The sequence below is a fragment of the Nocardioides sp. cx-169 genome (assembly GCF_021083605.1).
GTDB lineage: Bacteria > Actinomycetota > Actinomycetes > Propionibacteriales > Nocardioidaceae > Nocardioides.
The window spans coordinates 353,626-379,223 of record NZ_JAJNRO010000009.1 but is presented as its reverse complement, the minus strand read 5'-3'; the positions used below and the strand labels follow the sequence as shown (position 1 = coordinate 379,223).

The following is a 25,598-nucleotide window of genomic DNA, read 5'->3' as shown; positions in this document are numbered from 1 at the left end:
AGGGCCGGCCCACCCGCGGAGGTGGACCGGCCCTCGTGGTCTCGTCGTCGGTCGGGTCAACCGGCCTGACGTGCTCCGGAGCCCACCGGCGGCTGCGCGAAGGCGTGGCCGGGGGCCGTGCCGCCTCCGGTCAGCTGGCGGTAGATCTCCTGGGCGGCCGCACGCATCCCGCGGCGGAACGGGTGGAAGTTGGCGGCGCGCACCGGCTTCAGCGTGCTGCCGTTGATCCAGGCCTCGCTGCCGGCACAGGCGTCGTGGCCGCGCGAGGCCGGGTACAGGTTGACGTACGTCGCCCCGTTGTTGGCCGCCGCCAGGCGCAGGGAGCGGTTCAGCCGACGCTCGACGCGGTCGCCCCAGCGGTAGTCGCCGGCGGCGAACTTCACGGCCTTGCAGGTGCCGCGCTCGGGGAGCAGGCGCGGGTAGCCCACGACGTACACCTCGGCACCGGGGGCGCGGCGGGCGACGGCGCGCAGGACCCGCCCGACGCTCTTCTGGATCCGCGTCGCATCGCGCATCTTGGTGTCGACGCCCTTGGCGTTGGTGAAGTGGCGACGGCAGGGCGCACCCCGGGGAGCGAGGTCGGCGACGGTCTCGCACACCTCGATCATCGAGCCGAACAAGGTGTAGTCGTTGCCGCCGATGCCCACCGTGACCAGGTCCGTCTCGTCGCTGAGGGCGTTGAGCTGAGGGGCCGGCTTCGGCCCGGGCAGGATCGTGGTCTGACGCCGTCGGTCGAGGTCGTCGGTCTCGGCGCCCGAGCAGGTCACGTCGCGGTAGGTGCGCACCCCGAAGTAGCCGGCGAGGTAGGCCGGGTAGTTGTTGGTCGAGCGCAGGCAGCCGAGCGGGTCGGCGCGCTGAGCCGGGATGAGCGGGCCGGCGCTGTAGGAGTCGCCCAGTGCGACGTAGTCGATCGGCTCGTCCCCGGTGACCACCTCGCTCGGAGCGCCGGCGCCGGCGGGAGCCGCTGTGCCGGGGGCGACGAGCGCCGTGAGCGCGAGGGCGGTCGCGGCCGCCAGCGCCGATCGGAGTCGACGGGGACGAGCAATGGTCATGGAGGCCTCCAGGGCATGGTGAGACGACGGCCGGCTGGCCGTACCGACGAGTAAGTACCCCGGTATTAGCCCGGTCACACCCGAGCTCTCAGACGTAGAGGTTGTCGTGTGCCTCCAGGAACGCCTGCAGCTCCTCGTGGGTGGGCTCCCACCGGCCCTCCGCCATGGCGACGAGCCCCTCGAAGTAGGCCTCGCGCGGGGCGCCGGGAGCGAACAGGATGAGCAGCGACGCCGGGACCCCCGACACGTTGCGGAAGCCGTGCACGCCACCCTCCGGCACATAGGCGAAGTCGCCGGGCGCCGCGTCGCGCCAGTCGCGGCCGTCGAAGAGCTGCAAGGCGCCGGACAGCACGAAGAACGACTCGCTGATCGTCCGGTGGAAGTGCGGCTGGGCGCCGGCGGGCTCGGCTCCCATGTCCCAGCGGTACAGCCCGAACCGGCCGTCGGTGGTCGCCCCGGTGGCGAGGTAGTGCGCGGCGCCGCTGCCTCGTGGCAGCTCCGGCGGGGTGTCGACCGAGCGGAACCGGGCGGTGACCTCGCCCCCCTCGCCCAGGTAGGTCTGGGGCGGGTAGGCCGGCGCGGGGAACGTCATGTGGGGACGCTACTCCTGCCAGGTCCGCTCGGTCCGGACGACGAGGTCGTCCACCACGCCCTCCACGCTGCCCGACCGCTCGTACGCCGTGCGCTGGCGGGCGGCACCGCCGCCCTGGAGGACCCGGTCCACCCCCTCGCGGACCAGGTCCAGGTCGCCGGACTCGTCGAGCACCCCGCTGAGGTGGTCGACGGTGTCGCGCAGGACGTCCTCGGCCTTGGTGAGGTGGCGCTCCACCGGATGCATCAGGGTGCCGCTCAGGCCGTAGCGGGCGGCGCGCCAGTGCGCGGCCCGCAGCAGCTCGGCCCGCCAGGGAGCGCGCTCCTCTCCACGCGACCAGGACCGGGCACCGGTCTCGACCAGGGCTCGCACCAGGGCTGCGACCAGCACCCCGTCGGCCGGGTCGGTGCAGACGTCGGCGACCCGGACCTCCACCGTCGGGTGCTCGGCGGCCAGGCGGGCGTCGAAGTAGAGCATCCCCGGGTCGCGGGCGGCACCGGACTCGATGAGGGCGCGCGACACCTCGCGGTAGGTCTCGAGGTCGCCGAAGGCCTCGGTCACCCCGGCGCTGGGCCAGCTCGACCACATCCGGGAGCGCCAGGACGCGTAGCCGGTATCGCGACCGTGGGCGATCGGGGAGTTCGCGCTCACGGCCAGCACCAGCGGCAGCCACGGGGCGAGCCGGTCGATGACCGCGACGCCCTCCTCGTCGGAGGAGATGGCGACGTGGACGTGCATCCCGCAGGTGCCGGCCGAGCGGGCGATCTCCCCGAAGGTCTGCACCATGTCCTCGTACCGGTCGTTGCGCGTCACCTGCGGCTCGGTCAGCGGAGTCGGCGACACCCCGGTCGCGACCACGGCCAGGTCCACATCACTCGCCGCCTCTCCTGCCGTACGCCGGGCCAGGCGCAGCTGCTGCAGGGTGTCGGCGAGGTCGGTGGCGGGATCAGTCCGGGTCTCGACCTGGTGACGGAACAGCTCCTGGTCCAGCTCGTCGGTCGCGGCACGCGGCAGAGTCCGCTGCCCCTTGCCGTGCTCGCGGAAGCGCTTGATGACCTGCTGGGAGCGCGGCGACGCCAGACGGGTCTCGGGGTCGACGAGGAGGAGCTCCTCCTCCATGCCGACGGTGCGTGGGCTCATGCGCCCAGGTACCCAACGGGTCGTGCCGCCCCTCTCCCCGGGAGGTGACGACCGTGGCAGGGTGGTCGCGTGGCTCTCTCGCGGACGGTCCGTCCCGCCGACTGGCTCCTCGACAAGGTCGAGCGTGGCAACCCCAGCACCCGTCTCGACGAGCCGCACCCCGGCGATCGGGCCTGGTCGCTGGGCAACCGGGTGCGGCCGCTCGTGCACGGCGCGACGTACTTCGCCGAGCTTTTCGAGCGGATCGAGGCCACGGCGGAGGGCGACCTGATCTTCTTCACCGACTGGCAGGGCGATGCCGACGAGCGGCTCACCGGGGAGCCGGGGAGCGAGGTGGCCGAGGTGCTCGGGCGCGCCGACGAGCGGGGTGTCGACGTGCGGGGCCTGGTCTGGCGCTCGCACAGCGCGCTGCTGGGCTTCACCGCTGGGGAGAACCTGCGCCTGGGTGAGGATCTCCAGCGTCGCGGCGCCGAGGCCCTGCTCGACATGCGCGTGCGCCACGGCGGCTCGCACCACCAGAAGATGCTGGTCATCCGGCACGGTGACGACCCCACCCGCGACGTCGCCTACGTCGGCGGGATCGACCTGTGCCACTCCCGGCGCGACGACGCCGAGCACCTGGGCGACCCGCAGGCGCTGGACTCCATGTCCGACGACTACGGGGAGACCCCGCCGTGGCACGACATGCAGGCCGCGATCAGCGGGCCGGCCGTGTACGACGTCGAGACGGTCTTCCGGGAGCGCTGGGAGGACCCGACGCCGCTCAGCCGCAGCCCGATCTTCTGGCTGCGGGACCGGATCCTGCGCCTCGACCTCAGCCCGGACCCGCTGCCCGAGCAGGCGCCGCCGCCTCCCTCGCCCGACGGCGGCACCCACGCGGTGCAGCTGCTGCGCACCTACCCCGACCTGCGCCTCAACCGCGACTACCCCTTCGCCCCGGGTGGCGAGCGCAGCGTCGCGCGTGGCTACACCAAGGCGCTGATGAAGGCGCGGCAGCTGGTCTACGTCGAGGACCAGTACCTGTGGGGAAACCACATCGGCGACGCGTTCGTGCAGGCGCTGAGCGCCCGCCCCGAGCTGCACGTCGTCGCGGTGCTCCCACGCGTCCCCGACCTGGACGGGCTCTCGCGGGTGCCTGAGCTGCTGGGACGGCGGCGCGCCATGGTGGAGATGATGCGCGTCGCCCCCGACCGGGTCGCGGTCTACGGGCTGGAGAACCGTGCCGGCACCCCCATCTACGTACACGCCAAGTGCTGCCTGATCGACGACACCTGGGCCACAATCGGCTCCGACAACTTCAACCGCCGCTCGTGGACCCACGACTCCGAGCTGTCCGCCGTGGTGATCGACACCGACCCGGATGACCCGCACCGCTATGCGCGCACGCTGCGCCTCGACCTGGCGCGCGAGCACCTGGACCGGGAGGACGACGACCCGATGGACGACTGCACCGACCCGGCCGGGATGTTCGCCGCGTTCGCACAGAGCGCCGCCCGCCTCGATGCCTGGTACGACGGCGGCCGGGTCGGCCCCAAGCCGGCCGGCCGGCTGCGGCGGCTGGCGCCACCGCGGCTCGGGCCGGTCGCGCGGGCGCTGGCCCTCGCGCCGTACCTGGTGATGCACGACCCGGACGGCCGTCCGCCCGCCCTGAGGCGAGTGGACGGCTTCTGACCGGCTGACCGGCTACTGAGCGGTGCCGCACCGGGCACGTCGGGTCGCTCTCCAGCAGGGAGCGGCCCCAGCTGTTGCCGGGTCCGGTCTCCGGGGTCACCTCGTCGAACGACGCAGGTCGCGGAAGCCGAGCGTCATCCGAATGCGCTCGTGGTCATCGCGCCCCCCCTGGGGGTGGTCGACGGGCCGGCCGGGCCTTGCGTCTTGCATCGGCGTGCCTCATCGAGCGGCGAGGAGCGCCACGGCATCGACCACCGCGATCGCGACGGCGGCGAGGAAGGGGGTCCGCCCGCGACCGACGAGCGCCACCCCGGCGAGGAGGGCCACGCAGCCCAGCGCGACGACCGAGGCGAGCGTGAACCGGGTGCCGACCGCCACCGCCACTGAGCCGGCGACCAGGACCGCGGTCGCCGCGGCCGGGAGCCGGCTCGTCCCGATCCGGTGCGGCAGGCCGTGAACGCCGGTCGCGGCGTCGTCGGCGAGGTCCGGGAGCACGTTGACCAGGTGGGCCCCGACACCGAGCAGGGCCGCCGCGATGGGCACCCAGGCCGGGGGCGCCTCCGGCGGCGCTCCCGCGAGCGCGACCACCACGGGCAGCAGGCCGAACGACACGGCGTACGGGAGCCACGACCAGGCCGTCGCCTTGAGCCCGAGGTTGTAGGTCCAGGCCGAGGCCACCAGGGCCAGGTGGGCGAGCCCCGAGGCGAGGCCGCACGCCAGCGAGAGCGGCAGCGTGGCCGCGAGGGCCAGGGCGCACGCGATCCGCACCGTCCGCGGCCGGAGCGCGCCCGACGCGAGCGGCTTGTCGGTGCGGCCCACGGCCCGGTCCCGACCGGCGTCGATCAGGTCGTTGGACCAGCCGACGCTCAGCTGGCCGGCCAGCACCGCGGCCCCCACGAGCAGGACCCGTCCGGGCTCCAGCCGCTCGGCCACCGCGAGCAGGACCGCCAGCAGCGTGACGGCACCGGCCGGTCCGGCGTGCGCCGCCCGGACCAGCGCCGTCACGGCCGGCGGGCGGCAGGCGGCAGGGCGGAGTCCCGCTCCGGCGCGGCGGTGAGCGGGTCCGCGGGCAACAGGGCCACCTGCTGCCGGCACCAGGGGCTGATCTCGCGGCTGCCGTCGAGCACGCTCGCCCGGAAGGCGGTCCAGTCGACCCACGTCACGTCGTCGACCTCCGCCGGGTCGGGGGCCAGCGGACCGTCGGCGGCGGCGACGAAGACCGGGCACATCTCGTTCTCCACGACCCCGTTGGGCATCACTGCGCGGTAGCGGAAGGCGGGCAGCATCAGCCGGACGTCGCGGGCCAGCACTCCGACCTCGTCGCGCACCCGGCGGCGTACGGCGTCGGCCACCGGCTCCCCGGGTCCCGGGTGGCCGCACACGCTGTTGGTCCAGGCCCCGGGCCAGGTGGGCTTGGACAGCGCGCGCCGGGTCATCAGGAGCCGGCCCTCGGGGTCGAACAGGTAGCAGGAGAAGGCGAGATGCAGGGGGGTCTCCCGGTGGTGGACGCCGAGCTTGGGGGTCGTGCCCGTCGCGTTGCCCGCCTCGTCCAGGAGCACCACCAGCTCCTCGGTGGTGGCGCTCATGCGGGTCTCGCGAGCTGGTCGACGGCTGCACCGAAGGCCCGGGGCCACGTGGCTGCCGCGGGCACCAGGTGCCGGCGCACGCGGCGGTGGCGCGTGGCCGCGAGCAGGCTCTGCGTGAGGAGCTCGTGGCGCCGGCCGATGCGGGCGGCGGCACGCGGGTACGCCGTCGGGTCCCCGCCGGCGAGGGCGGCCACGGCGGCCCTGGCCTGCGCCAGGCCCAGCGCGATCCCCTCGCCCGTCAGGGCATCGACGTACCCGGCCGCGTCGCCCACCAGGAGCACCCGACCGGCCGCGAGGCGGCGGGCGCGCTGGCGCAGCGGGCCGGCGCCGCGCACGGGACCGAGCGGCACGTCGGCCAGTCGCTCCGTCAGGGCCGGGAAGCCGCCGAGGAGGTCGGTGAACGATCGGCGCGCCTCCGAGAGCACCGCGACACCGACCCGGCCCTGCCCGACGGGGGTCACATAGGCCTCGGCTGCGTCGGACCAGTGCACCTCGACCAGCGAGGTCCAGGGAGCGAGGTCCACGTGGCAGCGCTGGCCGTAGCGGCGATGGCGCCGCGCGGGGGAGTCCAGGCCGAGCATGCGGCGGACGGGGGAGTGCAGCCCGTCGGCGGCCACGAGGTACCGAGTCGGCTCCCCGTCGACGAGCAGGTGGTCGCCGCAGTCGACGACCTCGCGGACGGCCCGGGGGTCGGTCCTCACCCCTGCCGCCAGCACCGCCGCGGACATCGCACGGTGCAGCCTCGTACGGCGCACGCCGCGGCCGGGCCCGTGGCGGAACTCCGCCTGCGCGCGTCGCGAGCCGTCGAGATAGCGGATGCCGGTGATCTCGGGGCCGTCGAGCGCCACCCCCAGGTCGCTCAGGGCGGCGACGGCGCCGGGCATGAGCCCCTCGCCGCAGGCCTTGTCGATCGCTCCCGCGCGAGGCTCGACGACGCCGACGTCAAGGCCGGCCCGGGCCGCGTAGAGCGCGGTGGCGAGCCCGACCGGGCCGCCGCCGGCGATCAGGAGGTCACGCACCGGCCGGCTCCCGCGGCAGGGTCCGCAGGGCGGCGTTCTCGGTGGAGATCCGGACCCGCAGCAGGGCCGCGTTGGCGAGGGTGAACACCAGGGCGGTGATCCAGGAGGCGTGCACCAGGGGGAGGGCCGCCCCCTCGACGACGACCGCCACGTAGTTGGGATGCCGCATGATCCGGTAGGGCCCCGAGGTGACCGCCGGGAGCCCGGGCACGACGATCACCCGGGTGTTCCACCGCCGCCCCAGCGTGGCGATGCACCACCAGCGCAGCGCCTGGGAGGCCACGACGAGCGCGAGCATGGACCAGGCGAGCGCCGCCGGCACTTCGGGGCGGCGGACCCAGGCCTCGACCAGCATCGCCACCAGGAAGCCACTGTGGAGCACCACCATGAACGGGTAGTGACCCTGGCCCGTCTCCCGACCGCCCCGCTCGAGGCTCCAGGCGGCGTTGCGCTGGGAAACGACGAGCTCGGCCACCCGCTCGAGCGCCACCAGCACGACCAGGACCGTGAACGCTGTCAGCGTGGTCATGCCGCCTCCCCCGTCGCTCGCACCAGCACCAGCTCGGAGCAGAAGCCGGGGCCCATGGCCAGGACGATGCCATACGACCCCGACGGCGGCGGGCGCTCGCGCAAGGTGTCCTCCAGGACGTGCAGCACCGAGGCCGACGACAGGTTGCCGACGCGGGCCAGTGAGTCCCAGGTCAGCTGGACGGCGGACCGCGGCACCTGCAGTGCCTCCTCCAGCGCCTCGATCACCTTCGGTCCTCCGGGGTGGCATACCCACCAGCCCATGTCGGCGCGGCTCAGGCCGAGGTCGGCGAGGAAGGCGTCGACGTCGCCGCGCAGGTGCTGCGCCACGAGGTCGGGCACCTGAGCGTCGAGCACGATGCGCAGCCCGCCGTCGCCCACGTCGAAGCCCATCGTGCGCTCGGAGTCCGGGTAGAGCCGGCTGCGGGTGCCGAGCACCTCCGCGCTGCCACCGCGACGCGAGCCACCGCGCGCGACGAGGGCCGCGCCCCCGTCGCCGAACAGGCCGCTGGCCACCAGGTTCGGCATGGACACGTCGTCGCGCTGCACCGTCAACGAGCAGAGTTCGACGGCCACCAGCACGGCGACGTCGGCAGGGTGTCCGATCAGGTAGTCGTGCAGGCGCGCGATCCCGGCCGCGCCGGCCACGCAGCCCAGGCCGACCAGCGGCAGGCGCTTGACGTCCGGCCGTAGGCCCACGACCGCGGCGATGCGGGCGTCGAGGCTCGGCACCGCAAGGCCGGTCACCGTCGCCGACACGATCAGGTCGACGTCCGAGGGCGTGAGGCCGGCCGCCTTCAGCGCGTCCACGACGGCCCGGGATCCCAGCTCCACGGCGTGCTCGAGGAACAGGTCGTTGGCCTGGCCGAAGCCGGTGAGCCCCCCGTACGACTCCAGCGGCAGGACCAGGCTGCGCTGCTCGACACCGGCGTTGGCGTGGAAGCGGCGCAGCAGCCGCTCGTCGAGGCCCCCGTGGGCGACCACCCGGGCGAAGGCATCGGTGATCTCGTGCTGGGGGTAGGCGTGCTCGGGCAGGACCCCGCGCACCGAGAGGATCTCCATGGCGCCACTCCTTCGTCACTGGCGGTGCCGTGGCGCCGCTGTGCCGCAGCCGGTACCCACGCCGGCCCGGAGCGATCAGTCCAGGCGGCGCAGACCGAGCAGCTCGTGCTGGGGGACCGGGTTGTCCCGCGCGGCCTTGCAGGTGAGCTGCAGCAGCTCGGCGCCGGGCGCGGTGCGCACCCGGACCTCCCAATGGTCGGCGCCCACGGCGAACACGGCGTCGGTGATCCCGTCCCTTATCTGCCGCGAGACCAGTCGCACGGCGGCGTCGCGGGTCTCGCCGAGAGAGCGACGCAGGGCGATCTCGGCGAACTGGACCGGCATCGCGTACGCCGATCTGCCGCGCAGGTGCTCCAGGTCGACGTGGCCGGCGGCGTGCCCGTCGGCCACCGCGAGCGCGGAGACCGCATCGAGGCGCCCGTAGTAGAGGCCCTGCGGCAGCACCAGCAGGTTGCCCGCGAACCGGTCGCCGCCGATGTGGGAGACCTCCCAGGTCTCCTCGGGGTGTGCGGCCGCGAGGGCGGCCACGACGGGGCGACCCCGCTCCGCGCAGCAGGCGTCGTGCCGGCCGTGGGTGCAGACGCACAGGAGCGGGGCGTCGTGCGGCGTGAGGCCGGGGGACCGGCCCGCGCCCAGGGCCGCCAGGTCGAGGTCCAGCAGCTGGTGCGGGTCGGCCAGGATGGTCGTCTCCACGAAGGAGCGGGTGGGATGCGCGAAGGCGGCGAAGACCCGCAGCCCGTCGTGATGGGTGCGCCGGTCGGGCCGCCGCACGAGCAGCGGGCGGACCAGGGCCGCGGCGGCCGCCCGGGCCACGGAGTCGCCGAGCCCGTCGGGCAACCGGGCGTCGCGCAGCGCGTCGACGCCCCAGGGGCCCGGGTGCTCGATCAGCAGGAAGGCGCGCACGGTGGAGGCGGTGCCGGCAGCCGGGTCGTTGCGGAGCGTGCTGGCCCTCGAGCAGCGGAACGCGGGGTCGCGTGAGGTCACGAGACGACCTCGAGCAGCCCTTCCCGGACGAGGCGTCGGCAGAGCACGAGCCGGCTCTGCGGGTCCAGGTCGCGCAGGTCGCCGGGTATCAGCTCGCGGCGGGCGCGGAGCTCGTCGAGGGCCGGTCGCAGCCAGGCCGGCATGTCGATGGAGCGGTCGCCGAGCAGCACCTCCATCCGGTCGCCGCGCGGGAGCACGACGCAGGGGTGGCCGGGGCGGCGGCGCAGTCGGGTCTCGTCGGAGATGTCGCGGGCCGCGAGCACGTCGCGCAGGCCACCGGCGAGGCGGGGGCTGCGGGTGGTGAGGAAGCGGCGTACCTCGGCCTCGACGGCCCTCGACGCGTCGAGCCCGCGGACCTCGGCGGCCAGGGCCTCCAGCCGGTGGTCGAGCTCGTCGGCCAGCGCGGCCGGGTCGTCCAGGTAGCCGGCGGGCAGGTGCTCGTCGGGCACGGCGGCCACGAGGGAGGCCAGGCTGCGCTCGACGAGTCCGCGCCACGTCAGCTGGTTGATGCCGAGGGTCACGTGCAGTGAGACGGTCTCCTGGGCGCGGGCCGCGTGGGGAGTCCCCGTGGGCAGGTACATCGACGCCCCCGGCCCGAGCAGCACGTCCTCGACCCCGTCGGGGCCGTGGACCTCCCACTGCTTGGACCCGGCGGTCTGGAGGACGAAGACGTCGTGGGCGTCGGAGTGCACCGCGAAGCCCTGGGCGCCCGGGGGCGTCAGGTAGGCGTTGGCCTGACACGGGTGCCCGAGCTCCAGCTCGAGCTCGGCGACCAGGCGCGTGATGGGCTCCCAGTAGCGATGCAGGCCCTGCAGCACGACGGTCGCCCCACCCTCGAAGAGTGCGAGCGCCCTGCGCGGGTCGACGAGCCCGGTCAGCGGGCGCCCGGCGAGCGTCGCGCCTCGCGTGTACGACGACTCGGGCAGCACGGCGCCGTCCTGCGCCAGCCGGACCGACGGGGTCCGGATGGCCGAGGACGTGAGCAGGGCGTCCACGTCGTCGAGCGACAGCAGGGCGACCAGCCGCTCGGGATCGGCGCGGTGCAGGTGCGCCCGGGACGCCCAGACCTTCGTCACGAAGGTCTGGGCGTCACCGCTGAGCAGGTCGAGCGCGGAGGCCGTCACAGTCAGGACGCGTCGCCGTCCGTGCCGTCGGAGTCGGTGCTGTCGGTGCCGTCGGAGTCGGTGCCGTCCGCGTCGCCGCCATCGGTGCCGTCGGCGTCGGTTCCGGGCGGGGTGGGGTCGCCCGCGGGGCTGGTGGTCATGTCGTCGTCGCCGAGCGGCTCTTCCGGGGTGGTCGTCATGCGTCCTCCTGTGTCCGAAGTGGCGAGCCGCCCCGACGGGGCGGCTCGGGTGCAGTCTGCTGCGGCCTCCCCCCGCCCGACAAGGCCGGTGGGCGCCACGGCGCGGCCCGGTACCCGGGGCCCGCCCCCCTCACTCAGCCCCGGCGGGGAGCCCCCGGGGTGCCCCGGGCAGGCTGGTCGGCGACGTCCGCACCCCAGCCAGGAGGCCCCATGATCCCCGCCGTCACCGCCGTTCGGATGAGCGGCGCCGCGCACCGCGCCGAGCTGCCGCTGCTCGTGCTCGGCCCCTCCCTGGGCACGACCGCCGCCACGTTGTGGGGCGAGGCGGCCACCCACCTCACCGACGCCTTCGACGTCCTGGCCTGGGACCTGCCCGGCCACGGGCACAACCGCCCGGTGCCCGAGGAGCCCTTCGACCTGGCCGCGCTCGCGGCCGGCGTGCTGTCGGTCGTCGACGAGGTTCTGCTCCAGCGCGACGAGGTGGGCGCGAGCTTCTCCTACGCCGGCGACTCGGTCGGCGGGGCCGTGGGGCTACAGCTCCTGCTCGACGCTCCCGGGCGGGTGCGCGACGCAGTGCTGCTCTGCACTGGCGCCCGGCTGGGGGAGCCCGCGATGTGGCGCGGCCGGGCCGCCCAGGTCTCGCTGTCCGGGACCCAGGTCCTGGTCGCCGGGTCGACGGAGCGCTGGTTCGCGCCCGGGTTCACGGACCGCCGCCCCGAGGTGGCCTCGGCCCTGCTGCGTGCGCTGTCCGAGACCCAGGACGAGGGCTACGCCGCGGTGTGCGGCGCGCTGGCGACCTACGACGTGCGCGACCGGCTGGGCGAGATCGCCGTGCCGGTCCTCGCCGTCGCCGGGTCGGCCGACCCGGCGACCCCGCCGGCCCTGCTGCGCGAAGTGGCGGAGGGCGTGCGCGACGGCCGGTTGGTGGTGCTCGACGATGTCGCCCACCAGGCGCCCGCCGAGGCACCGGAGCGGGTCGCCCGGCTGGTACGCGAGCACGCGCTGGGCGAGGCGCCGGCGTCGCCCGCCTTCACGCGTGCCTTCCAGGAGCTCCTGGGTGAGTCCGGCTGGGACGCCGTCTGGGCACGCCCGGGCCTGGACCGGCGCAGCCGCTCGCTGATCGCCCTGACGGCCCTCGTGGCGCGCGGGCATCACGAGCAGCTCGCAGAGCACGTGCGCGGCGCCCTGCGTGACGGGCTCACCGTCGGCGAGCTGGAGGAGCTCCTGGTCCAGACCGCGGTCTACTGCGGCGTGCCCGACGCCGACGCGGCGTTCCGGGTCGTGCAGCGGGTCCTGCTGGGGGAGGGCCACGAGCCGTAGGGGCCGGTCTAGGCTCGCGCCCATGACCGAGCAGCCGCCCGCGGGGGAGATGTTCGTGCGGTCACTGGCGCGGGGGCTCGAGGTCATCACCGCGTTCGACGCCGAGCACACCACGATGACGCTCAGCGAGGTCGCCGCCCGGACCGGGCTCAGCCGGGCGGCCGCCCGGCGCTTCCTGCACACCCTGCGCGCGCTCGGCTACGTGCGCCTCGACGGCGCGCACTTCGCGCTGACCCCGCAGGTGCTGCGGCTCGGGACGGCGTACCTCTCGGGGCTCGGCCTGCCGCAGGTCGTGCAGCCACACCTGGAGCGGCTGACCGGCGAGGTCGGGGAGTCGACGTCGGCGGCCGTGCTCGACGGCCCGGACATCGTCTACGTCGCCCGGGTCGCGACCCGGCGCATCATGACGGTCGGGATCACGGTCGGCACCCGCTTCCCGGCGTACGCCACCTCGATGGGCCGGGTCCTGCTCGCCGACCTTCCCGACGCTGACCTCGACGCCTACCTCGCCGCCACGCCGCTGGTGCCGTTGACCGAGCGGACCCTGGACCGGCCCGACGCGCTGCGCGCCGAGCTGCGCCAGGTCCGGGAGCAGGGCTGGGCGGCCGTCGACCAGGAGCTCGAGGCCGGGCTCTGCTCCGTGGCCGCGCCGGTCCGCGACGCGTCGGGTCGCGTGGTGGCGGCACTCAACATCTCCACCTCGGCGGTGCGCTCCGGGTCCCTGCCCGAGGCCTACGTCACCCGGGTGGTCGACACCGCCCGCGCGGTCTCCGACGACCTCGCCCACGCCGGCCGCTGACCCGGCTTCCGCTATTCTGTTCGCGAAGCGGACATGGGTTCGCCTGTCGAACAACCCGGGGAGACTCATGTCCGGCTCGTACCTGTACGCCGCCGCGCGTACGCCGTTCGGCCGCTTCGGTGGCGCGCTCGCCGACGTGCGGCCCGACGACCTGGCCGCGGTGGCTCTGCGCGGGGCGCTGGCAAGGACGCCCGGCCTCGACCCGGCCGCGATCGCGGACGTGGTGTGGGGCAACGCCAACGGCGCGGGGGAGGACAATCGCAACGTCGGCAGGATGGCGGTGCTGCTCGCCGGGCTGCCGGTCTCGGTGCCGGCCACGACCGTCAACCGGCTGTGCGGATCGTCGCTCGACGCCGCGATCATCGCCTCGCGCCAGGTCGAGTCCGGGGACGCGGAGGTCGTGGTCGCCGGAGGAGTCGAGTCGATGACCCGGGCCCCGTGGGTGCTGCCCAAGCCGTCGCGCGCCTACCCGGCCGGCAACCTCACCGCGGTGTCGACCACGCTGGGCTGGCGCCTCGTCAACGAGCGGATGCCGGCCGAGTGGACCGTCTCGCTGGGCGAGGCCAACGAGCAGCTGGCGGAGCGGTTCGGGATCGACCGCGACCGGCAGGACGAGTTCGCGGCCCGCTCCCACCGCCTGGCCGACGAGGCCTGGACGGCCGGCTTCTACGACGATCTGACGCTCGCCGTGCCCGGGGTCGAGCTGGCCCGGGACGAGAGCATCCGCGCCGGCTCCACCCCGGAGCGGCTCGCCGCCCTCACGCCGTCGTTCCGCCCGGACGGCACGATCACCGCCGGCAACGCCTCGCCTCTCAACGACGGCGCCGCGGCGCTCGTCATCGGCTCGGAGGCGGCCGCCGACACGATCGGCGCCGCGCCGCTCGCCCGGATCGCCGGACGGGGCGTCCACGCGCTGGAGCCGCAGGGCTTCGGCTTCGCCCCCGTCGAGGCCGCGCACCAGGCGCTCGCGCGCGCGGGCATCGCCTGGGAGGACGTGGCCGCGGTCGAGCTCAACGAGGCGTTCGCCGTGCAGTCGCTCGCCTGCATCGACGCATGGGGGATCGACCCGGAGATCGTCAACGCCAAGGGGGGTGCGATCGCGATCGGCCACCCGCTCGGCGCCTCCGGAGCCCGGATCCTCGGCACGCTGGCGCACCGGCTGCGCGAGACGGGCGACCGCTGGGGCGTGGCCGCCATCTGCATCGGTGTCGGCCAGGCGCTCGCGGTGGTCCTGGAGAGCCAGGCATGACGCTGCTCTTCGCGGGCCAGGCGGGCGCCGACGAGGCGGTCGCGGACGTGGCGGACGGCGCGACGGTCCTGATCGGCGGGTTCGGGATGGCCGGCATGCCCGTCGACCTCGTGGACGCGCTGATCCGTCAGGGCGCCACCGATCTGACCGTCGTCTCCAACAACGCGGGCAACGGCGACACCGGGTTGGCCGCGCTGCTCGCCCGGGGTCGGGTGCGCAAGGTGGTCTGCTCGTTCCCGCGGCAGCACGACTCCTGGGTCTTCGACGGCCTCTACCGCTCCGGCCGCATCGAGCTCGAGCTCGTGCCCCAGGGCAACCTCGCCGAGCGCCTGCGTGCAGCGGGTGCTGGGATCGGCGCCTTCTTCTGCCCGACCGGGGCCGGTACGCCGCTCGCGGAGGGCAAGGAGACGCGCGAGATCGGCGGGCGCACCCACGTGCTGGAGTACCCGATCAAGGGCGACGTCGCCCTCGTCGGCGCCCACCGCGCCGACCGCGCCGGCAACCTGGTCTACCGCAAGACGGCCCGCAACTTCGGGCCGGTCATGGCGACCGCCGCCACCACGGTGGTGGCGCAGGTCTCCGGCGTGGTGCCGACGGGCGCCCTCGACCCGGAGTCCGTCGTCACTCCCGGCATCTACGTGGACCGGGTGGTCGTGCGATGAGTCTCAGCAAGCGCGAGATGGCGCAGGTCGTGGCCCGCGACATCGCGCCGGGCTCGTTCGTCAACCTCGGCATCGGCCAGCCCACCATGGTCGCCGACCACCTCGCCCCGGACTCCGGAGTGGTGCTGCACACCGAGAACGGCATGCTCGGCATGGGTCCCGGGGCGACGGGCGACGACGTCGACCCCGACCTCACCAACGCCGGCAAGCTCCCGGTGACCGAGCTGCCCGGCGCCGCGTACTTCGACCAGGCCGACTCCTTCGCGATGATGCGCGGAGGTCACCTCGACGTCTGCGTGCTGGGTGCCTTCCAGGTGTCGGCGGCCGGCGACCTCGCCAACTGGCACACCGGCGCGCCGGACGCCATCCCGGCGGTGGGTGGCGCCATGGATCTCGCCGTCGGCGCGAAGCAGGTGCTCGTGATGATGACGCTGTTCGCCAAGGACGGCACCCCCAAGCTCGTGTCCGAGTGCACCTACCCGCTCACCGGCCTGCGCTGCGTCGACCGCGTCTACACCGACCTGGCGGTCTTCGACCTCACCGCGGACGGCGTCCGGGTGCGCGAGACGTTCGGCATCGGCCGCGAGGAGCTGGCCGCGCGCCTCGCCGTCCGGGTCGCGGAGTAGGTTCCTCGCATGAGTGAGCCCTCCGCGGACGAGTCCGCCGACGAGACCCGCATCGACCGGCGCGCGACGCTGCTCCCGGAGGAGCAGGACGCCGGCAGCGACGACCCGCACGCCCAGGCCGAGGCGATCCTGGCCGAGTCCGACGAGCGCACCAACGCTCCCGAGGAGACCCGCCACGAGTCGACCCAGACGCCCGACGACCCGCAGGCCACGCCCGGTCACCAGGCCGAGGCCGCCGCCGAGACGGACTAGCCGCCCGGCGGCGTCACGAAGAAGTACGTCGTCAGCGCGTAGCCCGCGGCGCTCAGCAGCTCGGCGAGCGGCTGGTCGGTCGGCCTCTGGGTCACCACCGAGACGGTCGCGCCCCGGCGGGCTGCGGACTGCTCGGCGTCGCGCAGTGCGTCCGCGCCGGCCACGGCGGTGATCAGCAGCACCGGGCCACCGGGATCGTGGACCGGGGGAGCGGGCACCAGCTGGGCCTCGGCGCCTGAGATGGACAGGCGCGGGTCCTCCGAGACCACGTTGAGCCCGGTGCCGGGCTCCAGGTCGCGGTGCCACCACATCTCGGCCGGCTCCAGGCCCAGATCGAGCGCGGCGTCGAGGCGCTCGCTCTCCATGGCCGGCACGACGAAGCGCACGGGCGCCAGGGCGGTCGCCGCGCGCAGGAGGGCCACCCCCTCCGTCGCCCAGCGCTCGACCGGGTCGACCACCATGTCGTCGACCATCAGGTGAGGTCCTGGGTGCAGCGCCACCAGGAAGCCGTGATCGCTGCGCAGGGTCAGCGTGGCGGCATCGTCGATCAGATGGGAGAGGAAGGCGCGGTGGCGCTCGACCGCGTCGGCGGCGGGCCGCCAGAACCGAGGGGCGTGCGGAGCCAGACGCGCCCGGCGGGCACGGGTGAGCTCGACCGCCCAGTCGAGGTCGTCCTGGGTGAGGGGTCGTACGTCGTCGGTGCTCACTCCTCGACGACGACGTCCTCGTCGGACCAGAAGGCGCGCATGCTGAGGATCCTGCCATCGTCGTCGAAGGTCATGACCTCCAGGGGTGCCAGGTGGTGGCGCTGCTGGCCGAGCTGGGTGACGATCTCGAAGTGGAACGCCGCCTGTCCGGCGCACGCGCGCAGCGTCACGAGCTCGGTCGTGAGGTCGAGTCCCTCGAGGCTGGCGTAGAGGGAGCCGATCTCCTCGTGCCCGCGCCGCACCGGCGACCCGACCGGGTCCTCCACGGTGGCGTCCTCGGCGTACAGGGCCAGGATCTCGGACGGCGTGCCCGTCGCCACCAGGTCGACGTAGCGCCGCACCATCGAGCGGATGTCTTCGTTGGAGGCCACCATGCGGGCATGTCTACAACAGGCTCCCGTCCGGCGCCACCTAGGCTTCGACGATGCAGGACCCCGGCGTCTTCCGCGCCCCGCTGCGCTCACGACGCGACGACGTCGACCACGCCTTGGCCGTGGACCACGCCTTGACGCTCGGGATCTGCGGTGTCGGCGGCGTTCTCGGCCAGAGGCCGGCCACCCTGGCGGACGCGCTCGTCGCCGTCGACGCGGCGTACGGCGAGCGGGTGGCACGCCGGCTGGAGCGCTTCGCGGCCGCCCCCGACGAGGCGCAGGTCTGGACCCGTCGGCCCGCCGGCCCCTTCCACCGGGGCTGGCTCACCGGTCCCTGGAGCTACGACGTCCGCCCGGCGGCGGCGACGCTGGACCTGCCCCACGTCCGGCCCTGCGACTGGGACCCCGAGCCGTGGGAGGAGCACCGGGTGCCGGCGTCCGTGGCCCACACCTTCCGCCGCGGCGGGCGCAACTTCCAGCGCATCCGCGCGGCGACCTACCAGCCGCCGGGGCGCAGCGGCTAGCTCCGGCTAGGTCGAGGTCATCAGCCCGACCGCGGTCGGGGTGAAGCCCGGGAAGACGGTCGTGGTCGACGAGCCGAAGCGGCTGGAGACGACCTCGCTGAGCACGCTGCGGTAGTCGGTCGTGACCCGCAGGTCGGCGTCGTCGTCGCGGGTGAGACCGGGCCAGGTGCCGTAGACCTTGCCGCCCTTGACCCCGGCGCCGGCCACGAACATCACGTTGCCGTAGCCGTGGTCGAGGCCGTAGTTGTCGTTCTCGACGGTCCGGCGCCCGAACTCGCTGAGCACCACGAGCGTCACCTTGGCCGCCTGGCTGCCCAGGTCGGCCAGGAACGCCGCGACGGAGCGGGCCAGGTCGTCGGTGTTGTCGATCATCCGGCCCCAGTCCAGCGTCCCGAGGTCGCTGTGCATGTCCCAGTCGCCCTGGTCGACCGTCAGCACCTCGACCCCGACGTCGCCCCGGATGATCCGGGCGACCGACGCGAGCGCGCGACCCAGGTCGCTGCGGGGGTACGACGCGCTGTTGTCCGCGGCGCGCACCACGGGCTGGAAGGCGCCCAGCGCCGAGAACGTCGAGCGCATCGCGGTGCCCAGCGGGCTGCGATCGGCGTCCCACATGGTGTGCAGGGAGCGCTTGCGCCCGTCGCGGACGACCCATTCGTCGTCGCCGGGGAGCACCATGTCCTTGACCGAGTCGCTCGACATCACCGGCTCGCCGCCGAACAGCGAGGCCGGAACCACCCCGGTGCCGATGCTGAACCCCTGCAGCGGCGAGGAGCCCGGACGGGTGCCGATCAGCCGGTTGAGCCAGCCGACTCGCTTGGTGCAGCCGGGATCGGCGTCCTCCACCTCCTCCATGGCCGCGAAGTGCGAGCGGTTGGGCGCGGGCAGCCCGGTGGCCTGGACGGCCGCGAGCCGACCGGAGGTCCACAGCGGCACCAGTGGGGCCAGCCCGGGGTGCAGCCCGAACATCTCGTCGGCGGCGAGCAGCTGCGCCTTGGGGATCGCCAGACGAGGACGGGCCTGGTAGTAGACCGGGTCGCCGTGGGGGACGACGAGGGAGAGGCCGTCGGCGGCACCGCGCAGCGAGAGCACCACGAGCACCGAGGAGGCGGTGGCCGCGGCCGCCGGGGCGGCCGTCACGACCGCGGAGCCGATGGCGGTCGAGGCGCCCGCGAGCGCGATCGCGCCGGAGAAGAGCCCCCGGCGCGAGACCGCCCGGAACTCCTCGCAGCAGGCGTCGCTCGGTTCGGTCATGGCCTCGTCACTTCCTGAGGTGGTAGGGCGAGTCGAGCAGGGTCGTCAGCAGTCGCGGCATGCTCCACCTCACCAGGTCGTGCTCGCGGGTGATGACCTCCCGGCGGCCGACCCCCACGGCCTCGCTGCAGGCCTTGAGCAGGGTGGCGGTGGAGCGGCGGCCGAGCAGCTGCTGGCAGAGGTGGTCGACCAGCACGTCGAAGCGGATCCGCCGACGGGGCAGCCACTGGCCGGGCCGCCGGTAGCCGGTGCCGGCCGTGGGCCACCAGCCGCCGCTCATCGTGTAGTGCAGCTCGAACGAGGCGATCATGCGCGAGGGCGAGGACCACGAGGCGCTGTCGACGGGCTGGCCGTCGGCGCGGGGCCACTCGAACGGTGTCGTCCCGAGGGCTGCGGTCTGCCACAGGATCGCGTTGGCGGCGTACTGCTCCCCGCGCTCGCCCTCAGGCGGCCGGGCGATCGCGACCCGCAGGGCGCGGTAGGTGGAGACGGCGTCCTCACCGGGGTCCTTCACCTTGAGCCCGGCCGACGCGCGGAACGCGCGGTGGGCGACCAGCGCGCGCAGGACCGGCTTGATGGCGGTGTCGTGGGCGAGATAGACCCCGGCCAGGTGGTCGACCAGCGACTGGGGCGGGTCGTCGCGCACGAACTTGCAGGCCAGCTTGCGCGCGATCCGTTGGGCGGTCGCGGGGTGGCGCGCGAGGTAGCGCAGGTAGCGGTGGGTGAGCTCGCGACCGTCAGCGGCGGCGTTGGCATCGTGGAACCCCATGACCCGGACGGGGCCCGTCCAGTGCTGCTCGGGCTGGTACGACGCCCTCCAGGTGCGCCACAGGTCGACACTCCAGCCCGTGAGGATGCGCGCCGAGGACTTCACGTCGTCCTCGGTGAACCTGCCGCGACCGACGGTGTGCAGCTCGAGCAGCTCGCGGGCGAGGTTCTCGTTGGGCCGCCGCTTCGTCGACACGGCCTGGTTGAGGTAGACGAGCATGGCCGGGTGGGTGATCGTCTCGCGCAGAAGGTCCTCGTAGGTGCCCAGCGCGTGGCGTCGCACCAGGTCGCCGTACGGCACCCGGTGGGTGAACTGGGCGTCGCCGTTGACCGGCACATGGAGGTGGTTCTCCCAGAACTCCGTCATCACCTCCAGCACCTGGTGTTGGCCGCGGGTCCGGCGCAGCAGCACGTATCGCTGGTAGTCCTCCATGACCGCCCAGCCGTACTCGATCTCGCTCGTCTGGCGCGACCACAGCTCCTGGGCGCCGCGGTCCAGGCCCGACCACCACGTGCGCAGCGAGCCGACGGCCGGGTCCGGGATTCGCCCGGGCGCCAGCTGCCACTCGAACCATCGGCGCGCACCGCCCCGGCGCCGCACCTGTGCCGCGAGTGCCGGGGTCAGCCCGTAGGAGAAGCGGCCGACCAGGTGCCGGTCGGGGGCGGCGAGGAGCTTGGCCCCCTTGAAGCGCGCGGGAGTCCAGGGCCCGGCGTGCGCCGGAGCGGCCACGGCGCCGCCGAGCGCTCCCGCGACGCCCAGCGCACCGGCACCGCCGAGCAGGCTGCGGCGGGTCGGGGCGGGCAACGAGCTCATCGACTCTCCTGGCTGCCCCGAACCGAGTGCGGGGACCGGCTCAGGATAGGCAGAGAGGCGACCACGGCGCGCCGACACGGCGAAGTCGCCCCGGGCAGCAGCGCCGACGCGCACGCGCGCCCGTCCTGCGTCTAGGATTATGCGCTCCCCGGCCCTCGACCCCTAAGGACCCTGAGCTCCCGCCATGGACGGCTCTCAAAGTAGCTCGCTCTCCTCCCACGGAGAGCGCCCGTGACCCCCCTGCTCCTGCTCGCGATCGCCCTGCTGCTGATCGTGATGTGCGGCATCTTCGTCGCCGCCGAGTTCGCCTTCGTGACCGTCGATCGTGGCCAGGTCGAGCGGCTGGCCGCCGAGGGCGACGCGAGCGCCCAAGGCCTGCTCAGCGGGTTGCGGTCGCTCTCCACCCAGCTCTCGGGCGCTCAGGTGGGCATCACCGTGACCAACCTCGGCGTCGGCTTCCTCGCCGAGCCGGCCATCGCCGACCTCATCGACGGTCCGCTGCACGACGTCGGCGTCCCCGACGGCGCGGTGAGCCCGGTCGCGATCGGCATCGGCCTGGTGACCGGCACCGTCCTGACCATGATCTTCGGGGAGCTGGTGCCCAAGAACCTGGCCATCGCGATGCCCCTGGCCACCGCCCGGGCCACCCAGCGGCCGATGCGCTGGTGGACGGCGGTCAACCACTACCCGATCAGGCTCCTCAACGGCTCGGCGAACGCCGTCGTGCGCCGCTTGGGCATGGAGCCTCAGGAGGAGCTGCGCTCGGCGCGGAGCTCCACCGAGCTCGCCTCGCTGATCCAGCGCTCCGCCGACATCGGGACCCTCGACGCCGACACCGCCGAGCTGATGGAGCGCTCGGTGGAGTTCGGGACCCGCACCGCGGGCGAGATCATGACCCCTCGCGTGCGCACCCGCAGCCTGGAGGCCAACGACCGGGCGAGCGCGGTGATCGAGCTGACCCGTCAGACCGGGCACAGCCGGTTCCCCGTGCTCGACGCCGACGACGCCGTCGTCGGCACCGTCCACGTCAAGAACGCTGTCGCCCTACCACTGCACGAGCGGGCCACCACCAAGGTCAAGCACCTGATGGCCAAGCCCATCGTCGTGCCCGACTCGCTGCGCCTGGACCCACTGCTGGCGCTGCTGCGCGAGGACGGCTTCCAGATGGCCGTGGTCCTGGACGAATACGGCGGCCACGCCGGGATCGTGACCCTGGAGGACGTGGTCGAGGAGATCGTGGGCGACATCGCCGACGAGCACGACCGCCTGGGCGCTCGTGCCCGGCAGCGTCGCGACGGCAGCTGGTCGCTCTCGGGGCTGCTGCGCCCCGACGAGGTGGAGGACCTCACCGGCGTCGCGCTGCCCTCGGACGAGGACTACGACACGATCGCCGGCCTGGTGCTCAAGGTCGTGGGCCGAGTGCCGGAGAACGGCGACATCGCCGAGGTGCCCGTCCCGGACCTGGGCGATCCAGACGAGCCGCGCGAGCAGCTCGCGGTGCTGACCGTGGAGCACATGGACGGCCTGCGGATCGACCGGGTCGGGCTGCGCGTGCTCGAGGGCGAGGACGAGTCATGAGCGACACCGCGGCCCTGCTGGTCGCCGTCCTGCTGCTCGCCGCCAACGCGTTCTTCGTCGGCGCCGAGTTCGCCATCATCTCCGCTCGCCGCACGCAGATCGAGCCGCGCGCCCACGCGGGGTCCCGCATGGCCCGCACGACCCTGCGCGCCATGGAGAACGTCTCGCTCATGATGGCCGGCGCCCAGCTCGGCATCACGATCTGCTCGCTCGGCCTCGGTGCCATCGGCGAGCCTGCGGTGGCGCACCTGCTGGAGCCGGCGTTCGAGGCCCTCGGCGTCCCGCACGACCTGCTGCACCCGGTCGCGTTCGTCCTGGCGCTCCTGATCGTGGTGTTCCTGCACGTCGTCCTCGGCGAGATGGTCCCGAAGAACATCGCGCTGGCCGGCCCCGACCGGGCGGCGCTGGTACTCGGTCCGCCGCTGGTCGGCATCGTCACGGTCCTGCGCCCGCTCATCGTCGGCCTCAACTGGATCGCCAACACGACGCTGCGGCTGATCCACGTGGAGCCGCGCGACGAGGTGACCTCGACTTTCACGCGGGAGGAGGTGGCCGCCCTCGTCGAGGAGTCGCGCGGGGAGGGACTGCTCGCTGAGGGGGAGTACGACCGGCTGTCCGGCGCGCTGGGCTTCACCGAGAAGACGGTCGCCACGGTCGTACTGTCTCCCGACACGCTGACCACCGTGCTGCGCGGGTCCACCCCGGCCGACGTGGAGGCGCTGTGCGCCAGCACCGGCTTCAGCCGGTTCCCGGTGGCGAGCGAGGCCGGTGAGCTGATCGGCTACCTGCACATCAAGGACGTGCTGGAGCCCGACGAGGCACGGCGCGAGGTGCCGATCGAGGACAAGTGGATCCGGCCGTTCGCTCCGGTCACGGCCGACGACCAGCTGCAGGACGCGCTCGAGACGCTGCAGCGTCGCGGCGCCCACATGGCACGGGTGGTCGACGCCGAGGGCACGACCCTCGGCCTGGCCACGCTCGAGGACGTGATCGAGGAGCTGGTCGGCGAGATCCGGGACGCGGCGCACCACGACGCGCCTCAGGAGACGGCCGGCTAGACCGGCGTCACGTCCGGGCCCAGCCCTCGACGGGGAGGGCGGGTCCGGCGGCTAAAGTGTCGGCCACCAGGCTTACTCAAGCACCTCGACAGGAATGCAGGCACCAGTGGCGGACGACTCGGCGCGCGAAGGCCGCGTCTGGACGGTTCCCAACCTGCTCAGCGCCATGCGGCTGGCGGGGGTGCCGGTCTTCCTGTGGCTGGTCCTCGGCCCGGAGGAGGACGGCTGGGCCTTGGCCCTGCTGATGGTCTCCGGCCTCACCGACTTCCTCGACGGCTGGCTGGCGCGACGGCTCAACCAGCAGTCGCTGGTCGGCCAGATCCTCGACCCGGTGGCCGACCGCCTCTACATCCTCGCCGTCGTCGTCGGCCTCGCGCTGCGCGACGTGATCCCGTGGTGGATGGCCATCTCGCTGCCGCTGCGCGACCTCCTCATGTGGGGGCTGGTGCCGTTGCTGCGGACCCGCGGCTACAGCGCCCTGCCCGTGCACTTCCTCGGCAAGGCGGCCACCTTCAACCTCCTCTACGCGTTCCCGCTGCTCCTGCTCGGCGACGGGGAGGGGACCGTCGCCGTCCTGGCCCAGGTGTGTGGGTGGGCGTTCGCCTTGTGGGGCATCGGCCTCTACTGGTGGGCCGGCGTCCTCTACGCATGGCAGGTGAGGAAGCTGCTGCTCACGACCGAGCGTCGTGAGGCGGTCCACGATGTCTGAGCCCTCCGAGCTGCCGCCGCGCGTGACCCTCCCGCTGCTGGACCTCATCCAGCGCCAGGCACTGGACGAGGACTACCTGCTCGCGGCCGAGCGGCGCGTCGCCCAGGCTGAGGAGGGCCGGCCCGCCGAGGGCGGCGCCGGGTCCCCCGCGACGACCGGAGCCACCCGAGCGCCGGGGCCGCGCCGCGTGGCCGCCGTCGCCGTGGCCGTGTTCGGGATCATGGCCGCGACCGCGGCGGTACAGACCCAGCGCAACGCCGGCGTACGCGACGAGGGGCGCGCCAGCCTGGTCGCGCGGATCGAGGACCAGAACGAGCGGGTCTCGCGCATGCAGGTGCGCATCGCGGACCTGCGCGAGGAGAACGCCGACACCGAGGACGAGCTGCGCCGCCTCGCCGAGCGCGAGCAGGCACTCACGCCACGGCTGCGCCGCCTCGGCGTACGCACCGGCTTCACCCCCACGCAGGGGGAGGGCATCCGGGTCACCGTCGAGGACGCCGAGACCGGCGACCTCGACGGCACGGTGCGCGACGAGGACCTCGCCCTCCTGGCCGACGGACTCTGGGCGGCCGGCGCCGAGGCCATCGCGATCAACGGACAGCGGCTGACCGCGCTCAGCGCCATCCGCACCTCGGGCGTGCCGATCGAGGTCAACGGGGTGGGCATCGCCTCTCCGTACACCGTCCTGGCGATCGGAGACCGCGGCAGCCTGCAGGCCACGCTGCTCGAGACCAGCAGCGGGATCGCGTTCGACAGCCTGTCGCGACGCTTCGGGTTCACCTACGACCTGCAGAATGAGGAGGACATGTCCCTGGCCCCCGGTCCCCGCTCCTTCCTGCTGCTCCGCTCGGCGGCCGAGGACACGGGCCAGGACCGCCCCCAGCCGAAGGAGTCACCCTCGTGATCGCCGTGCTCGGCCTGGCCGTGGGCATCCTCCTCGGCATCTACCTCAAGATCGACGTGCCGCTGGGCTTCGAGCAGTACCTGCCGATCGCGGTGGTGGCGGCGCTCGATGCGGTCTTCGGGGGGCTGCGCGCCTATCTCGACGGCATCTTCGACGACAAGGTGTTCGTCGTCTCGTTCGTCAGCAACGTGGTGATCGCCGCGGGGATCGTCTACGTCGGCGACCAGCTGGGCGTCGGTGGCCAGCTCTCGACCGGTGTGATCGTGGTCCTCGGCATCCGGATCTTCTCGAACGTCGCGGCCATCCGAAGGCACCTCTTCCATGCCTGAGCCGGACACCTCGCCGGGGCGTCAGCGGCTGTGGCAGGCGCTGACCACCGCGTCGCGCCGCCAGGTCGTGGTCGCGGTGCTGCTCGGCCTGGTGGGCTTCGGCGCGGTCACGCAGGTGCAGAGCAGGGGCGTGGACGACTCCTACTCCGCGCTGCGTCAGCAGGAGCTGATCGACCTCCTCAACAGCCTCGCCGGCACGACCCAGCGCGGTGAGGCCCAGATCGCCCGGCTGGAGGCGACGCGCGAGGACCTGCAGTCGGCGACCAGCCGGCGACAGGCCGCGCTGGAGCAGGCCGAGTCCGAGGTGGACACGCTCTCCATCCTCGCCGGGCGGGTCCCGGTCACCGGGCCCGGCATCCGGATCACCATCACCGAGGTCGACGGGCAGGTGCAGGTGGCCTCGCTGATCGACACGATCCAGGAGCTGCGCACCGTCGGTGCCGAGGCGATGCAGGTCAACGGCGAGGTGCGGCTCATCGCGCAGTCGTCCTTCACCGACGTGTCCGGCGGCATCGCCATCGACGGCGTGACCGTGGAGTCGCCCTACGTCGTCGACGTCATCGGCGATCCCGACGTGCTCGCCGGCGCGATCACGTTCCCTCTCGGGCCCCGCGCCAAGCTCAAGGCCGACGGCGCCGAGCCGGAGGTCGAGAAGCTGACCTCGCTGGACATCGAGTCGGTGGTGGAGCCGGTGCAACCGGAGTACGCCGAACCCGGCAACGGGCAGTAACCTGCAG

29 protein-coding genes are annotated in these 25,598 nt (G+C 73.8%); 14 read left to right on the top strand and 15 right to left on the bottom strand.

The window, feature by feature from the left end; translation table 11 throughout:
- Positions 1 to 56: 56 nt before the first annotated feature.
- The 3 genes from LRP67_RS15090 to LRP67_RS15080 form a co-directional block, all read right to left on the bottom strand.
- Entirely contained in the window at positions 57 to 1,052 is a 996-nt protein-coding gene (locus tag LRP67_RS15090; RefSeq protein ID WP_231270978.1) for an SGNH/GDSL hydrolase family protein, read from the bottom strand.
- A gap of 88 nt (positions 1,053 to 1,140) precedes the next feature.
- The gene (locus LRP67_RS15085) at positions 1,141 to 1,644 is read right to left on the bottom strand and encodes a cupin domain-containing protein (RefSeq protein ID WP_231270977.1); all 504 of its coding nucleotides are present in this window, start codon (positions 1,642 to 1,644) and stop codon (positions 1,141 to 1,143) included.
- A gap of 9 nt (positions 1,645 to 1,653) precedes the next feature.
- Positions 1,654 to 2,784, bottom strand: a complete 1,131-nt coding sequence (locus tag LRP67_RS15080; RefSeq protein ID WP_231270976.1) for a glutamate--cysteine ligase — start codon at positions 2,782 to 2,784, stop codon at positions 1,654 to 1,656.
- Between the two features lie 69 nt (positions 2,785 to 2,853).
- Here LRP67_RS15080 and LRP67_RS21930 point away from each other — a divergent pair, with 69 nt between their 5' ends.
- Positions 2,854 to 4,455 carry a phospholipase D-like domain-containing protein gene (locus LRP67_RS21930; RefSeq protein ID WP_231270975.1) on the top strand — a complete coding sequence of 534 codons (1,602 nt, stop codon included), beginning with the start codon at positions 2,854 to 2,856 and terminating at the stop codon, positions 4,453 to 4,455.
- A gap of 219 nt (positions 4,456 to 4,674) precedes the next feature.
- Here the strand turns inward: LRP67_RS21930 and LRP67_RS15070 are convergent, their stop codons facing one another.
- The 8 genes from LRP67_RS15070 to LRP67_RS15035 form a co-directional block, all read right to left on the bottom strand.
- The gene (locus LRP67_RS15070; RefSeq protein ID WP_231270974.1) at positions 4,675 to 5,460 is read right to left on the bottom strand and encodes a UbiA family prenyltransferase; all 786 of its coding nucleotides are present in this window, start codon (positions 5,458 to 5,460) and stop codon (positions 4,675 to 4,677) included.
- Positions 5,457 to 6,041, bottom strand: coding sequence for an isopentenyl-diphosphate Delta-isomerase (idi, locus tag LRP67_RS15065; RefSeq protein WP_231270973.1), 585 nt, complete (start codon positions 6,039 to 6,041; stop codon positions 5,457 to 5,459). Before idi ends, LRP67_RS15070 begins: the two co-directional genes overlap by 4 nt.
- Positions 6,038 to 7,060, bottom strand: a complete 1,023-nt coding sequence (locus LRP67_RS15060) for an NAD(P)/FAD-dependent oxidoreductase (RefSeq protein ID WP_231270972.1) — start codon at positions 7,058 to 7,060, stop codon at positions 6,038 to 6,040. The genes idi and LRP67_RS15060 overlap by 4 nt, the downstream gene beginning before the upstream one ends.
- Positions 7,053 to 7,589, bottom strand: a complete 537-nt coding sequence (locus tag LRP67_RS15055; RefSeq protein ID WP_231270971.1) for an isoprenylcysteine carboxyl methyltransferase family protein — start codon at positions 7,587 to 7,589, stop codon at positions 7,053 to 7,055. Before LRP67_RS15055 ends, LRP67_RS15060 begins: the two co-directional genes overlap by 8 nt.
- Positions 7,586 to 8,650, bottom strand: coding sequence for a type III polyketide synthase (locus tag LRP67_RS15050; protein WP_231270970.1), 1,065 nt, complete (start codon positions 8,648 to 8,650; stop codon positions 7,586 to 7,588). Before LRP67_RS15050 ends, LRP67_RS15055 begins: the two co-directional genes overlap by 4 nt.
- Before the next feature lie 75 nt (positions 8,651 to 8,725).
- Positions 8,726 to 9,634, bottom strand: a complete 909-nt coding sequence (locus tag LRP67_RS15045) for a sucrase ferredoxin (RefSeq protein WP_231270969.1) — start codon at positions 9,632 to 9,634, stop codon at positions 8,726 to 8,728.
- Complete coding sequence (locus tag LRP67_RS15040; protein ID WP_231270968.1) at positions 9,631 to 10,758, bottom strand: cupin domain-containing protein; 1,128 nt, start codon at positions 10,756 to 10,758, stop codon at positions 9,631 to 9,633. The genes LRP67_RS15045 and LRP67_RS15040 overlap by 4 nt, the downstream gene beginning before the upstream one ends.
- 2 nt (positions 10,759 to 10,760) lie before the next feature.
- A complete protein-coding gene (locus tag LRP67_RS15035; RefSeq protein WP_231270967.1) occupies positions 10,761 to 10,937 on the bottom strand; it encodes a hypothetical protein in 177 nt (58 codons plus the stop codon).
- Positions 10,938 to 11,147: 210 nt separating this feature from the next.
- Between LRP67_RS15035 and LRP67_RS15030 the strand changes: the two genes are divergently transcribed.
- The 6 genes from LRP67_RS15030 (at position 11,148) to LRP67_RS15005 (ending at position 15,845) form a co-directional block, all read left to right on the top strand.
- Positions 11,148 to 12,257 (top strand): alpha/beta fold hydrolase, encoded by a 1,110-nt coding sequence (locus LRP67_RS15030; RefSeq protein ID WP_231270966.1) that lies wholly within the window; start codon positions 11,148 to 11,150, stop codon positions 12,255 to 12,257.
- Between the two features lie 22 nt (positions 12,258 to 12,279).
- Positions 12,280 to 13,056 carry an IclR family transcriptional regulator C-terminal domain-containing protein gene (locus LRP67_RS15025; RefSeq protein ID WP_231270965.1) on the top strand — a complete coding sequence of 259 codons (777 nt, stop codon included), beginning with the start codon at positions 12,280 to 12,282 and terminating at the stop codon, positions 13,054 to 13,056.
- 67 nt (positions 13,057 to 13,123) lie between these two features.
- Complete coding sequence (locus LRP67_RS15020) at positions 13,124 to 14,305, top strand: thiolase family protein (RefSeq protein ID WP_231270964.1); 1,182 nt, start codon at positions 13,124 to 13,126, stop codon at positions 14,303 to 14,305.
- Positions 14,302 to 14,967: a 3-oxoacid CoA-transferase subunit A gene (locus tag LRP67_RS15015; RefSeq protein ID WP_231270963.1), complete on the top strand. Its 666-nt coding sequence runs from the start codon at positions 14,302 to 14,304 to the stop codon at positions 14,965 to 14,967. Before LRP67_RS15020 ends, LRP67_RS15015 begins: the two co-directional genes overlap by 4 nt.
- Positions 14,964 to 15,593, top strand: coding sequence for a 3-oxoacid CoA-transferase subunit B (locus LRP67_RS15010; RefSeq protein WP_231270962.1), 630 nt, complete (start codon positions 14,964 to 14,966; stop codon positions 15,591 to 15,593). The genes LRP67_RS15015 and LRP67_RS15010 overlap by 4 nt, the downstream gene beginning before the upstream one ends.
- Positions 15,594 to 15,602: 9 nt before the next feature.
- Positions 15,603 to 15,845 (top strand): hypothetical protein, encoded by a 243-nt coding sequence (locus LRP67_RS15005; protein ID WP_231244544.1) that lies wholly within the window; start codon positions 15,603 to 15,605, stop codon positions 15,843 to 15,845.
- Here the strand turns inward: LRP67_RS15005 and LRP67_RS15000 are convergent.
- Positions 15,842 to 16,552, bottom strand: coding sequence for a hypothetical protein (locus tag LRP67_RS15000; protein WP_231270961.1), 711 nt, complete (start codon positions 16,550 to 16,552; stop codon positions 15,842 to 15,844). The genes LRP67_RS15005 and LRP67_RS15000 overlap by 4 nt on opposite strands.
- Complete coding sequence (locus LRP67_RS14995) at positions 16,549 to 16,926, bottom strand: nuclear transport factor 2 family protein (RefSeq protein WP_231270960.1); 378 nt, start codon at positions 16,924 to 16,926, stop codon at positions 16,549 to 16,551. Before LRP67_RS14995 ends, LRP67_RS15000 begins: the two co-directional genes overlap by 4 nt.
- A gap of 50 nt (positions 16,927 to 16,976) precedes the next feature.
- Here LRP67_RS14995 and LRP67_RS14990 point away from each other — a divergent pair, with 50 nt between their 5' ends.
- On the top strand, positions 16,977 to 17,447 hold the full coding sequence (locus tag LRP67_RS14990) for a GAF domain-containing protein (protein WP_231270959.1): 471 nt from the start codon (positions 16,977 to 16,979) through the stop codon (positions 17,445 to 17,447).
- A gap of 6 nt (positions 17,448 to 17,453) precedes the next feature.
- Here the strand turns inward: LRP67_RS14990 and LRP67_RS14985 are convergent, their stop codons facing one another.
- Positions 17,454 to 18,701 carry a DUF1501 domain-containing protein gene (locus LRP67_RS14985; RefSeq protein WP_231270958.1) on the bottom strand — a complete coding sequence of 416 codons (1,248 nt, stop codon included), beginning with the start codon at positions 18,699 to 18,701 and terminating at the stop codon, positions 17,454 to 17,456.
- Positions 18,702 to 18,708: 7 nt separating this feature from the next.
- On the bottom strand, positions 18,709 to 20,283 hold the full coding sequence (locus LRP67_RS14980) for a DUF1800 domain-containing protein (protein WP_231270957.1): 1,575 nt from the start codon (positions 20,281 to 20,283) through the stop codon (positions 18,709 to 18,711).
- A gap of 231 nt (positions 20,284 to 20,514) precedes the next feature.
- Between LRP67_RS14980 and LRP67_RS14975 the strand changes: the two genes are divergently transcribed.
- From LRP67_RS14975 to LRP67_RS14950, 6 genes are all read left to right on the top strand, one after another.
- Entirely contained in the window at positions 20,515 to 21,861 is a 1,347-nt protein-coding gene (locus LRP67_RS14975) for a hemolysin family protein (RefSeq protein ID WP_231270956.1), read from the top strand.
- Complete coding sequence (locus LRP67_RS14970) at positions 21,858 to 22,919, top strand: hemolysin family protein (RefSeq protein ID WP_231270955.1); 1,062 nt, start codon at positions 21,858 to 21,860, stop codon at positions 22,917 to 22,919. Before LRP67_RS14975 ends, LRP67_RS14970 begins: the two co-directional genes overlap by 4 nt.
- A gap of 106 nt (positions 22,920 to 23,025) precedes the next feature.
- Positions 23,026 to 23,628, top strand: coding sequence for a CDP-alcohol phosphatidyltransferase family protein (locus LRP67_RS14965; RefSeq protein ID WP_308189760.1), 603 nt, complete (start codon positions 23,026 to 23,028; stop codon positions 23,626 to 23,628).
- Entirely contained in the window at positions 23,621 to 24,532 is a 912-nt protein-coding gene (locus LRP67_RS14960; RefSeq protein WP_231270954.1) for a DUF881 domain-containing protein, read from the top strand. The genes LRP67_RS14965 and LRP67_RS14960 overlap by 8 nt, the downstream gene beginning before the upstream one ends.
- Positions 24,529 to 24,861: a small basic family protein gene (locus LRP67_RS14955; protein ID WP_231244554.1), complete on the top strand. Its 333-nt coding sequence runs from the start codon at positions 24,529 to 24,531 to the stop codon at positions 24,859 to 24,861. The genes LRP67_RS14960 and LRP67_RS14955 overlap by 4 nt, the downstream gene beginning before the upstream one ends.
- Positions 24,854 to 25,591, top strand: a complete 738-nt coding sequence (locus LRP67_RS14950; RefSeq protein WP_231270953.1) for a DUF881 domain-containing protein — start codon at positions 24,854 to 24,856, stop codon at positions 25,589 to 25,591. The genes LRP67_RS14955 and LRP67_RS14950 overlap by 8 nt, the downstream gene beginning before the upstream one ends.
- Positions 25,592 to 25,598: the final 7 nt, after the last annotated feature.